Annotated in this window: 12 protein-coding genes; 6 read left to right on the top strand and 6 right to left on the bottom strand. The window is 34.4% G+C overall.

The features are described 5' to 3' along the window. Positions 1-81 precede the first annotated feature (81 nt). The 3 genes from LNQ34_RS19475 to LNQ34_RS19465 are packed head-to-tail and all read left to right on the top strand — an operon-like array spanning position 82 to position 2,445. Positions 82-528 (top strand): type I restriction enzyme HsdR N-terminal domain-containing protein, encoded by a 447-nt coding sequence (locus LNQ34_RS19475; RefSeq protein ID WP_070908104.1) that lies wholly within the window; start codon positions 82-84, stop codon positions 526-528. 29 nt (positions 529-557) lie between these two features. After that, the gene (locus tag LNQ34_RS19470; RefSeq protein WP_230000940.1) at positions 558-1,577 is read left to right on the top strand and encodes a glycosyltransferase family 2 protein; all 1,020 of its coding nucleotides are present in this window, start codon (positions 558-560) and stop codon (positions 1,575-1,577) included. A 34-nt stretch (positions 1,578-1,611) separates the two neighbouring features. Beyond that, the gene (locus LNQ34_RS19465; RefSeq protein ID WP_017497531.1) at positions 1,612-2,445 is read left to right on the top strand and encodes an OmpA/MotB family protein; all 834 of its coding nucleotides are present in this window, start codon (positions 1,612-1,614) and stop codon (positions 2,443-2,445) included. 302 nt (positions 2,446-2,747) lie between these two features. Here the strand turns inward: LNQ34_RS19465 and LNQ34_RS19460 are convergent, their stop codons facing one another. The 4 genes from LNQ34_RS19460 to LNQ34_RS19445 form a co-directional block, all read right to left on the bottom strand. Continuing rightward, positions 2,748-3,785 (bottom strand): carboxypeptidase-like regulatory domain-containing protein, encoded by a 1,038-nt coding sequence (locus LNQ34_RS19460; protein ID WP_230000939.1) that lies wholly within the window; start codon positions 3,783-3,785, stop codon positions 2,748-2,750. 84 nt (positions 3,786-3,869) lie between these two features. Beyond that, complete coding sequence (locus LNQ34_RS19455) at positions 3,870-4,490, bottom strand: L-threonylcarbamoyladenylate synthase (protein ID WP_202703386.1); 621 nt, start codon at positions 4,488-4,490, stop codon at positions 3,870-3,872. A gap of 82 nt (positions 4,491-4,572) precedes the next feature. After that, the gene (locus tag LNQ34_RS19450; protein ID WP_230001329.1) at positions 4,573-6,909 is read right to left on the bottom strand and encodes an ATP-dependent helicase; all 2,337 of its coding nucleotides are present in this window, start codon (positions 6,907-6,909) and stop codon (positions 4,573-4,575) included. Between the two features lie 256 nt (positions 6,910-7,165). Beyond that, positions 7,166-7,933: a sulfite exporter TauE/SafE family protein gene (locus LNQ34_RS19445; RefSeq protein WP_230000938.1), complete on the bottom strand. Its 768-nt coding sequence runs from the start codon at positions 7,931-7,933 to the stop codon at positions 7,166-7,168. A gap of 123 nt (positions 7,934-8,056) precedes the next feature. Between LNQ34_RS19445 and LNQ34_RS19440 the strand changes: the two genes are divergently transcribed. Continuing rightward, entirely contained in the window at positions 8,057-8,578 is a 522-nt protein-coding gene (locus LNQ34_RS19440; RefSeq protein ID WP_070908108.1) for a DUF7935 family protein, read from the top strand. 562 nt (positions 8,579-9,140) lie between these two features. Here the strand turns inward: LNQ34_RS19440 and LNQ34_RS19435 are convergent. After that, positions 9,141-10,040, bottom strand: a complete 900-nt coding sequence (locus LNQ34_RS19435; RefSeq protein ID WP_017497538.1) for a patatin-like phospholipase family protein — start codon at positions 10,038-10,040, stop codon at positions 9,141-9,143. 98 nt (positions 10,041-10,138) lie between these two features. After that, positions 10,139-12,211, bottom strand: coding sequence for a M1 family metallopeptidase (locus tag LNQ34_RS19430; protein ID WP_230000937.1), 2,073 nt, complete (start codon positions 12,209-12,211; stop codon positions 10,139-10,141). A 94-nt stretch (positions 12,212-12,305) separates the two neighbouring features. Between LNQ34_RS19430 and LNQ34_RS19425 the strand changes: the two genes are divergently transcribed. Both LNQ34_RS19425 and LNQ34_RS19420 read left to right on the top strand, forming a co-directional pair. Further along, complete coding sequence (locus tag LNQ34_RS19425) at positions 12,306-13,043, top strand: Dph6-related ATP pyrophosphatase (RefSeq protein ID WP_230000936.1); 738 nt, start codon at positions 12,306-12,308, stop codon at positions 13,041-13,043. A gap of 9 nt (positions 13,044-13,052) precedes the next feature. Continuing rightward, positions 13,053-13,556 carry a hypothetical protein gene (locus LNQ34_RS19420; protein WP_230000935.1) on the top strand — a complete coding sequence of 168 codons (504 nt, stop codon included), beginning with the start codon at positions 13,053-13,055 and terminating at the stop codon, positions 13,554-13,556. The last annotated feature ends 67 nt before the right edge of the window (positions 13,557-13,623 follow it).

Here is a 13,623-nt window from a genome sequence, read left to right as displayed (position 1 = left end):
GCGGTATCAGTCTTCAGTTTAATTCAAAATAAATAATTGGTTAATTTTCAAATTGACTAATTTTCAAATTATATTTGCTTTATGCTTAAACTTAATTTCCCAACCTATACTTTCCGATTCAAAAATAGCGAAAATAAAGTGTCTATTTTTGATGAAATCAGGAAAAAATTTATCATTCTTACTCCAGAAGAATGGGTTCGTCAACATGTCGTTCAGTTTTTAATGATTGAGAAAAAGTACCCTAAATCACTTATAAACGTTGAAAAAGTTCTTACTGTCAATGGTTTAAGGAAGAGGTATGATGTAGTGGTCTTCAATTCTGATGGCTCTATACATATATTGGTAGAATGCAAAGCCCCCGAAGTTAAAATCTCTCAGGCAACTTTTGATCAGATTGCCCGTTATAACATGACAATGCAGGCACGGTTTTTGAATGTTACAAACGGACTGAATCATTTTTACTGTCAGATGGATTTTGAGAATGAAAAATATCAGTTTTTAAGAAGCTTGCCCGATTATAAAGAATAGAATAATATTAAAATAAATAAGAATTACTTTTGGATAAAATAGCTGTTGTAATTTTAAACTGGAATGGCGTAAAATTGTTAGAACAATTTTTACCTTCTGTTATCCGATTTTCTGAGGGTGCTCAAATTTATGTTGCTGACAATGCTTCAACGGATGATTCTATAGACTTTGTTAAGAATAATTTTCCTTCCATAAAAATAGTTCAAAACACAGGCAATCATGGCTTTGCTAAAGGTTACAATGATGCTTTGCAAAATATTGATGCTGAATTTTATGCTTTGGTAAATTCAGATATTGAAGTTACTGAGAACTGGCTCACTCCTATCCTTGAAACTTTTGAGAATGAAAAACTAACCGCAATCATTCAGCCAAAAATTCTCGATTATAAAAATAAGGAATACTTTGAGTATGCAGGTGCGGCCGGTGGTTTCATTGATAAATATGGATTCCCTTTTTGTCGTGGCCGTATTTTTGATACGATAGAGAAAGATAATGGGCAGTATGATGATAATTGTGAATTGTTTTGGGCTTCGGGGGCTTGTTTTTTTATCAGAAGTGAAGTATACCATGAATTAGGTGGTTTTGATGAGACCTTTTTTGCTCATCAGGAAGAAATCGATTTGTGCTGGCGTGCTGCAAATGAAGGACACGTGATTAAGTACGTATCCGGTTCCACTGTTTATCATGTTGGAGGTGCGACTTTGCAACAAGGAAATCCAAGAAAGACTTTCTTAAATTTTAGAAATTCATTATTGATGCTCGTTAAGAATTTACCTAAAAAGAGACTGTTCTTTGTGATTTTCTTCCGAATGGTTTTAGACGGAATAGCGGGTATCCGTTTCCTCACTCAGGGAAAGGTTAGCCATACTTATGCTATCCTGAAAGCTCATTTCTCTTTTTATAGCATATCTTTAAAATACCTTAAAAAGCGTAAAGATTTCCAGATACAAGAATACTATATGGTTAAAAGTATCGTTTACTTGTATTACCTAAAGAAATTACAGGTATTTAAAGAAATCTTTAACATTAATCAAAATATTAAGAACTAAATTTGTAATCAACGTTTAATTAAATATAATACCTATGAGAAAAATAGTTATCGCACTATCAGTACTAATGGCCTTAACTTCGTGTGTATCGAAGAAGCAATATGCTGCTTTAGAAGCTAAGAACAAAGAGATACAAGATTTATTAAACTCTTGCACAGTTAAATTAAATACTTGTTTGGAAGAAAAAGCAGGATTAGCAGCAACTGCTGAAAGCTATAAACAACACAATCAGGATTTAATCAGTACTTCTAAAGACTTAACTGTTTTAACTACTAAAGGAGCTGAAAATCTTGAGAAATCTTTAGAAAGTTTAAAAGAAAAAGATTTAAAAATATCTAGACTTCAGGATGCATTAACTAAGAAAGACAGTGTGACTTTAGCTTTAGTTACAAGCTTAAAAGGAGCTGTTGGAATCAATGATCCGGATATCGAAATCAACGTAGAAAAAGGAGTTGTATTTATTTCTATCGCTGATAAATTATTATTCAAAAGTGGAAGTTATGACGTGAGCGACAAAGCAAAATCTGTTTTGGCTAAAGTTGCTAAAGTAGTGAACGACAAACCTGATTTTGAATGTATGGTTGAAGGTCACACAGATGACGTTCCTTACAAAAGTAATGGAATTATCTTAGACAACTGGGATTTAAGTGTTAAACGTTCTACTTCAATCGTTCGTGTATTAAGCAATGAACTTGGTGTAAACCCTGCTAAATTAATCGCTGCCGGTAGAAGTTCTTATGTACCATTAGTAGCTAATGATAGTGCTGAGAACAAAGCCCGTAATAGAAGAACTCGTATTGTGGTTATGCCAAAAATCGATCAATTCTATGATATGATTGAAAAAGAAATGAAGAAACAAGCGAAATAAGAATCTCGTTTTACATACTTTATTAAAACAGAAAAAGCAGGTCAATTGACCTGCTTTTATGTATCCTTAATTTTTTAATAACCAATTAAATATAAATCAAGAATAGCATTATCTTTAAATTAACTAACTAAATTTTAACAAACCTAAAGTTAGTTAATTATTTTAGATTATTATATCATTTAAGTTTTTTTTTACAAATGGCCTTGTTTGTTAATACTATCTTCAAAAAAACTACTTATTGATATTATCACAAACCTAAGGTTCTTGAATCAATATCACTTCTAATATCCTATCTTAAGTTGTTAATTTAAAACTTCTTGCAAGTCATCTTTTATTCCATAGTTCAACGGTAACATATCTCCTACTCCTACTTCTGCAAATTTCCCCAGAAAAATAATATTCTCAATATTGGAGTTATTTCCGTACTTATAAATATAGAACGTTTTTGTCTCAAAAGTAATATTTGACTTTTCTTTATTATTGAATGTAAGATCATACGAAGCAATAAATTTATCGTTTTCCAATCCTCTTGGCTGGCTAATTACTTCCACTTTTGTAGAGAACTCATCTTTTGTCAACTTGAAACAATTATTTGCTATAACTTTTTTATTACTCTTAGATAGAACGAAATTATATTCTTCTAAGGTATTATTTGCTAGATTTCTAAAAAACTGAATTTGCGATCCCTGAAACGCTTCTTCTCTTCGTTTTAATGTTTCAACAGAACTGTCTATTTCTACAAAATGACTTAAACCAGCATAGTAATTTTGTATTGCATCTTTTAGAGACACACTTAGTTTTATAAATTTCACTTCAAAATTTTGTAACTGATAATCAACTTTATACCCTAATTCAGGATTGACTATTATCAATGGTCGGTCTGAGAAAGCTCTTAGAATAAACTTTTCTTTATCATATTTAAAGTAAATATCATCTTCATTCTGAATAACAACATTATGTCTCTTTCCTATAAAAAGGGTTCTGAAAAGCTTAAGTTTATCCACTCTTTTAAACAAATCTTTTCTGCTTACTACTACCTCATTTAGTTTGTTTTTTGCTTCAGTCAGATATATATTGAGTTCCTTTTTTAAATCGAAAGTTGCAAGATACTCATTCTCGTACCCCATAAAGCTTATAACTAGAATATTATTTGCTTTCGGGTCGTAATTTAAAGTGAAATTTCCATTTTCATCAGCAACAGTGCCAATTGTAGTTCCGTCAAGATAAATACTAGCTCCTGCTAATGGTGCCTTATTTTTATTAAAAACTTTCCCATTAATATTCTGGGCAAAAGTATTTATAGAAATAATTAAAAAAGAAATGCAAATTATGTTTTTCATAGAATTTGTAATAGAATTATATTACTAACTAACAAAATTTTTAATTTACAATCTTAATTTTTGAAGAATAATTTAAGTTTTAATTTACAAAATACCAACATCCCCTTTTCCTTCTCTAACGATTACCGGCTCGTGTTCTGATAAATCAATAATTGTAGACCCTACATTATCGCCATATCCGCCATCAATAACCAAATCAACCAGATTTTGCCATTTTTCAAAGATCAGTTCAGGATCTGTGGTATACTCAATTACATCATCTTCATCACGAATAGAAGTTGAGACCACCGGATTTCCAAGCTGACGAACAATTTCAAGAATAATATTATTGTCCGGTACACGAATTCCTACCGTTGTTTTCTTTTTAAACTCTTTAGGAAGATTATTGTTTCCAGGCAGAATAAAAGTATAAGGTCCTGGTAATGCTCTTTTAAGAATTTTAAACGTTGATGTATCAATTTGGCGTACATAGTCCGATAAATTACTTAAATCGTGACAAATGAACGAGAAATTTGCTTTCTCTAATTTGACGCCTTTTATTTTTGCAATTTTCTCTAAAGCACGCGAATTGGTAATATCACAACCTAAACCATAAACCGTGTCAGTTGGATAAATCACCAAACCACCGCTCTGAAGTACTTTTACCACTTTGGCTATTGCAGCTTCACTGGGTTTGTCCGAATATATTTTTATGAACTCAGCCATTTTATTTTTTTGTTAAAAGTTAATTAGTTTCAGGTTTCAGGTTACCGAACAGCAACTTGAAACTTAAAACCTGGAACATTCATTACCCTACAACATCTAATTTAGCAAATCTTAACAACAATTTCTTGATTCCGCCCACTTCAAATTTTATTTCAGCTTTTTTATCAGCACCAACACCTTCCATGTTGACGATTTCACCTTTCCCAAAACGTTCGTGCATCACTATGTTTCCAATGGTGAGCTTATTATCAAACAAATTGGCGGCTCCATTGTTTGGACTGGTTCCAGTAACGGGTTTTAATTTTCTAATATTCAAATCCGATTTTGGCTCATTGGTTGTAACATGTTTAGGCGGTGTACTTCCTACAGGTTTTATCAATCGTAGTTTTGACTTATCAATATCTCCAAAAATATCTCCGTCGATTGGAGATTTATAGCGATAATTGGTTTCGGCCGGTGTTAAATATTCCAGGTACTGCCCGTCAATTTCTTCAATAAAACGAGATGGTTCGCTGTCGGTCAGTTTTCCCCAACGGTAACGTGATTGTGCATAGGTCAAATAAGCCTGATGTTCGGCACGGGTAAGCGCTACGTAAAATAAACGACGTTCTTCTTCCAATTCACTGCGTGTACTCATACTCATCGCACTTGGGAACAAATCTTCCTCCATTCCTACTACAAAAACGTGAGGGAATTCTAGCCCTTTAGCAAGGTGAATCGTCATTAATGCCACACGATCTTCATCAGAAGTATCTTTATCTAAATCTGTAGCCAATGCCACATCTTCCATAAACTCAGACAAAGCTCCTCTTGCACCATCAATCTCTTTTTGTCCTTCAGTAAAATCTTTTAAACCGTTTAAGAGCTCTTCAATATTTTGAATTTTAGCCATTCCTTCCGGCGTGGCATCTTTTTTTAATTCCTGAACAAGTCCTGTTTTCTTAGCGACATGATCTGTAACATAAAAAGCATCCTGATTCTGATCGATGACCTGAAAACTCTGGATCATTGTAACAAAATCTCTGATTTTATTCTTTGTTCCGGCATTTAATTTTAAATCGATTTTGTCAATATTAACCATTACTTCCCAAATCGAACGTTTGTAATGATTTGCCGCAATCGTAAGTTTTTCGACGGTTGTATCTCCAATTCCACGTGCCGGATAATTGATTACACGAATCAAGGCTTCTTCGTCTTTCGGATTGATTACCAAACGAAGGTAGCACAAAACATCTTTAATTTCTTTGCGCTGATAAAAGGATAAACCACCGTAAATTCGATAGGGAATATCTCGTTTACGAAGTGCATCCTCCATCGCACGTGACTGTGCATTGGTACGGTACAAGATGGCAAACGAACCATTATGCAGTTGGTTTTGCATCTTTTGTTCAAAAATCGTACTGGCTACAAAGCGTCCCTCTTCAGCATCTGTTAAACTTCGGTGGACTTTAATTTTTGCGCCAAAATCATTTGCCGTCCAAACAACTTTATCAAGTTTGGTTTTATTATGTTCCATCACCGTATTTGCTGCTTCCACGATATTACGGGTGGAACGGTAATTTTGCTCTAAACGAAACATGATTACGCCTTCGTAATCTTTCTGGAAGTTCAGAATATTGTTGATATTCGCTCCACGGAAAGCATAAATACTCTGAGCGTCGTCTCCAACCACACAAATATTCTGAAATTTATCAGATAACGCTCTTACGATCAGGTATTGAGAGTGGTTCGTATCCTGGTACTCATCCACCAAAATATAACGAAAACGGTTTTGATATTTTGCTAAAACTTCTGGAAATCTGGTCAATAACTCATTTGTTTTCAATAACAAATCATCAAAATCCATAGCGCCGGCCTTAAAACAGCGCTCAACGTATTGCTGATAAATCTCTCCTAAACGAGGTCTTTTTGCCATGGCATCAGCTTCAACCAATTCAGGATTATTGAAATAGGCTTTAACTGTAATCAAACTGTTTTTGTAATTTGATATACGACCTAAAATCTGTTTTGGTTTATAAATGTCTCTATCCAGCTGCATTTCTTTTATGATAGAAGAAATCAGTCTGGCAGAATCCTGAGAGTCATAAATCGTAAAATTAGAAGGGTAACCCAAATGGTCTGATTCTGCACGAAGAATACGCGCGAAAATCGAGTGAAAAGTTCCCATCCAAAGGTTTTTTGCTTCAGAAGCTCCCACAATATCTGAGATCCTGTGCTTCATTTCGCGGGCAGCTTTATTCGTAAAAGTAAGCGACAAGATATTGAAAGCATCAATACCCTGAGCCATTAAATAGGCGATTCTAATTGTTAAAACACGGGTTTTTCCCGAACCTGCTCCAGCAATAATAATCATTGGCCCGTCTTTTTTCAAAACAGGTTGTCGTTGCGCTTCATTGAGCTGGTCAATGTACTTTTGCATGAAATTTTTCTCCATAGTGATGCAAAATTAAGAATTATAGCTTTAATAAGCTACTAAGAATCTAAGGTTCTGAGGTACTAAGTTTTTTGTTTTTCTAATAATATAGATTATCAGGCACTAACCTATTTAGTGGGCATGTTTATCTAAACTTTCAAGAGAATTATTTATTACAATGTATGAAATTTATTAATAGTTATTTATTAGAAACGAAAACCAATTGAAAACTTAGACCCTTAGAATCTTAGCAACTCAGCACCTATTTATAAAACACATCGTAAGAAAATCGGATTAACGTACCAATTACGACCACTAAAAAGAAAACACGAATAAAACCGTTTCCTTTATTAATGGCGAGTTTTGCGCCAAGCCAGCCACCAAGTCCGTTGCTTATCGCCATTGGAATTGCGATTGTCCAGATTATTTTCCCTTTTATCATAAACAAACAAATCGAGCCGAAGTTGGTAGCGAGATTTACCATTTTGGCATTTGCGGACGCGTGAAGAAAATCAAATCCTAAAAGAGCTATGAAAGCGACCACGAAAAAACTGCCGGTTCCGGGACCGATAAAACCATCATAAAAACCAACAATTACACTGATAACAACGGCATACAGTATTTGTATTCCGGCCGAATGATCTTTGGCTTCATGTTGTCCGAAATTCTTCTTGGCATACGTATAAATCAGCAAAAGTGATAATACTACCAATAAAAGAGGTTTCATAAAATCGTTGCTAACGTAGGTTAGCAGCGTGGACCCCAGAAATGCAGAGGGAACAGCTAAACACATCATGATGATTAAAAGTTTCCATTGAATTACAACTTTTTTGAGGTATTGAAAGGCTGCGAAAGAAGTTCCGGTAAAAGCGGGTAACTTCAGAGTACCTATAACGGTAGAAACCGGTAAATTTGGCAATAGAATCAAACCCATTGGTGTTTGAATTAATCCGCCGCCGCCTACTATAGCATCAATAAATCCTGCCGCAAAAGCAGCTAAACAAAGTAAAATTATAATGTAGGTGTCCATTCAGGCTGTATTTGAAGTAGTTTTAAAATCTCATCACAAAAGTATACTTCCAGTTTGTTATTACAATAATTTTAAAGTGGATTTCTCCCCGAAAAGTATATTTTTGCTAAAAATTTAAACCCAATGGATTTTACAAGAATTATAGAATTAGCCAGTTACACTTTACCTGCTGTCGTTACCGGATTTGTTGCTTACAGTTTTTTTGAACTGCACATTAAGAATTTCGATAAAAAGCGTAATTTTTTATTAAACAAAGAAGCACATAAAGAATCTTTACCGATACGCTTACAAGCTTACGAGCGTATGACTTTATACTTAGAGCGTATCAATCTGACCAAATTATTGATCCGTATCGCTCCAATCTCAAATGAAAAACACGATTACGAGAATTTCGTGATTGATCAGATCGAACAAGAGTTTGAGCACAATTTAACCCAACAAATTTATATGTCGGATGAATGCTGGACGATTATTACCACAGCAAAAAATTCGACCATACAAATCATCCGCAAAACTGCCATGAGCGATCGTGTAGACAGTGCTGATAAATTGCGTGAAGTAATTTTAAATGATTTATTGGAGAAGCAATCTCCAAGCAATGCCGCTTTGGCGTATATCAAGAATGAAGTAGCGGAGCTTTTCTAGTCTGGATTTTTGGATCGTTGGATCTTTAGATTATTAGACTGGCTTGGACTACTTCTATTTTGAAATTAAACCTTATTAGGAGTGTTTTTCGATTGATCCAACAATCTAAAGATCTAAGTAGCGGAGCTTTTCTAGTCTGGATTTTTGGATTGTTGGATCTTTAGATTATTAGACTGGCTTGGACTACTTCTATTTTGAAACTAAACCTTATAAGGAGTGTTTTTCAATTGATCCAATAATCTAAAGATCTAAGTAACGGAGCTTTTCTAGTCTGGATTTTTGGATTGTTGGATCTTTAGATTATTAGACTGGCTTGGACTACTTCTATTTTGAAAGTAAACCTTATTAGGAGTGTTTTTCGATTGATCCAATAATCTAAAGATCAAAGTAACGGAGCTTTTCTAGTCTGGATTTTTGGATCGTTGGATCTTTAGATTATTAGACTGGCTTGGACTAGTTCTATTTTGAAACTAAATCTTATAAGGAGTGTTTTTCGATTGATCCAACAATCCAATAATCTAAAGATCCAAAAATCTAACAATCTAAGAAAGTCTAAGAAAGTCTATCTGTTATCACTCATGACTTCAGATTTATTCTGGGCATATTCATAGCCTTGTTCCCACCACTCTTTCATGACTTCCTGATTGAAAATAAGGGCATTATCGGTTAGTTTTGTTGGGGTGTAGTACAGATTAAGTTTTACATTTTTATTGTTTGCGAGAAGCTTCCCAATGGTAATATCATGTTTTTCGACCTGGTCTAAAGCAATTCGAAACAAATCGATCATTAAAGAAAACGGATTCTTACCGATAACTGTTTTGTCCATATTTACCTCGGTTTCGAGAATGATAACGTCAATTTCTGTTGCCCCGCGATTAATGGCTTCGCGGATTGGAACTAAACTCGCAAAGCCTCCATCCCCGTATTCGTAATTGTTTTTCTCAACAAGGCTCATAAAAGGAACATAATTACTGGAGATCCAGGACCATTCACAGAATTCTTCATACGTGCAATCTTTCACCGATTTGTATTCTGCTTCATTCTTGGTAAAATTAGTTACCGTTATAACAATGTCACTGTCAAGCTTTTTTAGTTTATTGAAATCTGATATAGAAAAATTGTTCTTTATATACCTCTTTAAACCTTTACTTTCACCGAAAGTACGTTTTCCCTTGAAAAACTGTCGTAATACGTTAAAATGATTTATGGTTACAATGTCTACTCCGTCCTTATTTTTCACAACAAATGGGCAAATATTAAAAATACTGGCCATGGTAACATTGGTATAAACAGAGTGAATTTTCTTAATGTGTCCCAGGGCTAAATGAGGTATAAGTAAACTACCGGTCGAAGTACCTATAAACAAATCATACTCGTGATTCTTCTCTTCGATCAGATATTGTGCGACACCGCCGGCAAATGCCCCTTTACTTCCTCCACCAGAAATAACCAATGCTCTCATATTTTTTTAAGTTGTGGGTTTTGAGTTAGGAGTTAAAAGTATTCAATGGTATTTTTTTAAAAATTACTCCAATCTGTTTTTATTACTACTAAAAATTGCTATTTCTTCACCTCCTCTGCCAATAAACGTTTTAGTTGAAATTGTTCATCGGGGTTTAAATTAGTCAAAATTCTTTCAAACGAAGCACGCAAATCTGTATTTTTTAGCAAAAGTCGAATTGTATCTCTTCCAAACTTTGAAAATTGCCACATGTGATGAGTTGTCGCGGAAACTAAGTTCGTTAAAACAGCATCATTGATAATCTTAAAAGCAATCAGTTTTTCTAAAGCATTTTGTCTGGTTGTAGCTTCATACTTTGCAGAAGAGAAAGCAATTAACTCTGAGATTAAGACTTCTGAATCATTTGTATAATTAGGTGTTGAAAGTGCTAATGAAAGCCATAGTGTTCTTAAATTGTAGTCGTTGAAACCAATCCAATTTTTTGATTTGTCCAAATATCGGGTACGGTGCTCGGGAAAGTTTCTCCATAGCCAATACAAAGCAACTTCCTGTGTTTGATATGATTTATCGTCAAGTAAGCTTTCATATTCCACCCTGAAGTCTTCTGGAATTTTAGTCAAAGAAGCCGCAACTGCCTGCCGAACCTGAAGTTCATTAGTTTTCAGAGCTTGCAATAATAATGCTCTCTTTGATTCGTATTTTTCATTTTCTAATTGATTAACAATAGCTTCTTTTACAGAATAATAAATATCTGAATCTAAAGTTTTACTTAGAAATACTTCTTTCTCTGCTAAAGCTGTCTTTTTTAATTTATCAACTTCTAATCGAACCTGAATCGATTTGTTTTTACTCAATAAAGTATTGGCTGTTGCTGTATCAAAAACGATTGATTCCAACCAGGTTTTCTGAAATTTATCCAAATCAAAGTCAGAGACTTTTTTTATTTCATCGAAGAAGTTTTGTGTATTTACCGTTTGATAAGCATACTTTTTAAGATAACTCTTTATTGCTTTTTTGAATGCTTTATCGCCAATAGATTCATGTAATGCAAATAATGCCCAGGCTCCTTTTTCATAAAAAGTCAAAGAGCTTGCTTTTGCATTTAAAACCGGAATAGAATCGGTCCTGGAGGCAAATTTTATCTGTTGTGCGGTGTCGTACAATTTGGAGTAGAAAAAATCATCACCGTAAATTTCTCTTTCGGCCAAAGCTGCAAAATAGGTTGCAAAACCTTCCTGGAGCCAGTGATGCGTACTGCTTTCGGCTGTAATAAGGTCACCAAACCAATGATGTGCTAATTCATGTGCATCTACATTGGTATAGTTTCGATCTTCAAAACCGATGGAATCCACTACATAACGGGTAGCGAAAAGTGTTGAAGTGGTGTTTTCCATACCGGCATATAAAAAATCACGAACCGGAATTTCGCGATAGATTTCCCATGGATATTTAACTCCTATTTCTTTCTCTAAAAAATCAAAAATACGTTTAGAGTAACGGTAAGTTGGTTCAAAACGATCTGCATCTTTGTTTTCCAGATAATACTCTAACGGGATTCTGGATTTTGCCTTTAGCTCTTTTTTATCATACTTTCCTATGGCAAGCATCAGAAGATAAGAACTCATTGGTTTCTCCATTTTATACTGCCACTGTGTTTGATTGGCGTTTATTTTTTTATTCTCTAAAATACCATTCGAAATTACCTGATAAGCACTATCGTATGTTACTCCTAAACGAAATACTACCTTTTCGTTTACATCATCAAAACTTGGAAACCAATTGCTGGTATACCTTCCCTGTCCTTGTGTCCATATTTGTACTTCCGAGTTGTCCATATTCACAAAATACAGGGCTTGTTTTGGTTTGGCGCTGTATTGAAAAGTAAGATGATTTTCTCCCTTTTGGAAATTACCGACAATCTTCAATTCTTTATCTGTACTTATAAAAACAGCTTCTCTGTTATCTATCTGAACATTAGAAAATGCCATATTTTTTGCATCAATCCTGATCGTATCAATCGGTTTCAGAATCTCAAATTGATAATCGACTGTGCCTGAAATTGTTTTTTCGACAGCATTTACAGTCAATTGTCCGGAAACGGTTTTAAAATCAACAAATTGTGTTTGCTGCGCAAAAGTAAAAGCGGTAAAAAATAATAGCGTATATTTCATTGAACCAAATTTGTGGGCGAAATTCCAAAGTTACAAAGGTTTGACAAACAAATCGAATGAAAGTTGTAAGTTTACCAGACAAAATTACAACAGCATGCCAATACCTAAAAAAGCTTTATTTAACTGGAGCAGCGGAAAAGATTCTGCTCTTGCCCTCTATAAAATTTTGCAAAATCCTGATTTCAAAATTGAATGTTTACTGACAAGTGTTAATCAGCAATACCAGCGAATTTCTATGCATGGTGTTCGTGTAGAACTGTTGGAAGCGCAAGCAAAAAGTCTCGGTTTACCTTTGAAAATCATGCAAATCCCGGAGATGCCTACGATGGAGACCTATGAAGGTGTTATGAATGAAACCTTAGCTGAATTAAAAAGTCTTGGAATCACACATTCCATTTTTGGCGATATTTTTCTGGAAGATTTGCGCAAGTATCGCGAGACTCAATTGGCTAAAATAGATTTTGAAGGTGTATTCCCTCTTTGGAAAATTCCGACTCAGGATTTGATACAAGAATTCATTTCACTTGGATTTAAAACGATTGTGGTATGTGTAAACGAGCGGTTTTTAGAAAAAAGTTTTGTGGGAAGAATTATCGATCAGGATTTCATTAACGACTTACCTGAAAACGTAGATGTTTGCGGTGAAAATGGTGAATTTCATACTTTTACTTTTGATGGGCCAATTTTCTCCGAACCTGTTCCTTTTGAAATTGGAGAAATTGTTTTCCGCAAGTATGAAAAGCCTAAAACTCAGGAAACCTCAAACACTGCTTGTGACACCAATTCCAGTGATGCTTTTGATTATGGATTTTGGTATTGCGATTTGATTTAAAACGAGAATATGTTCACGAAAGAAAATTCAGAAATAAAGAAAATTATATCTTTTCTTACTGAAATTGGAATAGATGTAATTGAAAAGGAATTGAATGACACTTTTCTGCCGGGTTTAGATTTAGGTCCGAATTGTGTTATTATTGATTATGATAAATTATTATATCCGGGTGATATTTTGCACGAAGCGGGGCATCTTGCCGTTACCAGTTCTTCCGACAGAAAACTCGTTGGAACCGAAAAAATAGCCTCTAACTGGCCCACTGAAGCCGAAGAAATGGCCGCTATTTTATGGTCATTTGCCGCATGTTCTCATTTAGAATTACCAATCGAGCTGGTTTTTCATCCTAATGGTTATAAAAATGATTCTGAATGGCTGATCTCTAATTTTACTTTAGGAAATTTTATTGGTCTGCCTTTTCTTGAGTGGATCGGTCTCGCTTTAGGAGTTGATAATGCTGCTAAGGAGGGAAAACCGGCTTTTCCGACGATGTTAAAATGGATGAGAGAGTAGATAGATTATTAGATCTTTAGATTGTTAGACTAGCTTAGACTACTTAGATCTTACGACGAATTAATTT

Origin of the sequence: Flavobacterium lipolyticum, assembly GCF_020905335.1 — a bacterium.
In the GTDB taxonomy this organism is placed as follows: domain Bacteria; phylum Bacteroidota; class Bacteroidia; order Flavobacteriales; family Flavobacteriaceae; genus Flavobacterium; species Flavobacterium lipolyticum.
The sequence above is the reverse complement of the archived record's forward strand: the minus strand, read 5'-3'. Positions and strand labels throughout refer to the sequence as shown.

Excerpts from the sequence above, each read along its gene's own strand:
- LNQ34_RS19425 (WP_230000936.1), top strand. The coding sequence starts at position 12,306 with ATGCCAATACCTAAAAAAGCTTTATTTAACTGGAGCAGCGGAAAAGAT.
- LNQ34_RS19430 (WP_230000937.1), bottom strand. The coding sequence starts at position 12,211 with ATGAAATATACGCTATTATTTTTTACCGCTTTTACTTTTGCGCAGCAA.
- LNQ34_RS19420 (WP_230000935.1), top strand. The coding sequence starts at position 13,053 with ATGTTCACGAAAGAAAATTCAGAAATAAAGAAAATTATATCTTTTCTT.
- LNQ34_RS19460 (WP_230000939.1), bottom strand. The coding sequence starts at position 3,785 with ATGAAAAACATAATTTGCATTTCTTTTTTAATTATTTCTATAAATACT.
- LNQ34_RS19455 (WP_202703386.1), bottom strand. The coding sequence starts at position 4,490 with ATGGCTGAGTTCATAAAAATATATTCGGACAAACCCAGTGAAGCTGCA.
- LNQ34_RS19440 (WP_070908108.1), top strand. The coding sequence starts at position 8,057 with ATGGATTTTACAAGAATTATAGAATTAGCCAGTTACACTTTACCTGCT.
- LNQ34_RS19450 (WP_230001329.1), bottom strand. The coding sequence starts at position 6,909 with ATGCAAAAGTACATTGACCAGCTCAATGAAGCGCAACGACAACCTGTT.
- LNQ34_RS19465 (WP_017497531.1), top strand. The coding sequence starts at position 1,612 with ATGAGAAAAATAGTTATCGCACTATCAGTACTAATGGCCTTAACTTCG.
- LNQ34_RS19445 (WP_230000938.1), bottom strand. The coding sequence starts at position 7,933 with ATGGACACCTACATTATAATTTTACTTTGTTTAGCTGCTTTTGCGGCA.
- LNQ34_RS19435 (WP_017497538.1), bottom strand. The coding sequence starts at position 10,040 with ATGAGAGCATTGGTTATTTCTGGTGGAGGAAGTAAAGGGGCATTTGCC.
- LNQ34_RS19475 (WP_070908104.1), top strand. The coding sequence starts at position 82 with ATGCTTAAACTTAATTTCCCAACCTATACTTTCCGATTCAAAAATAGC.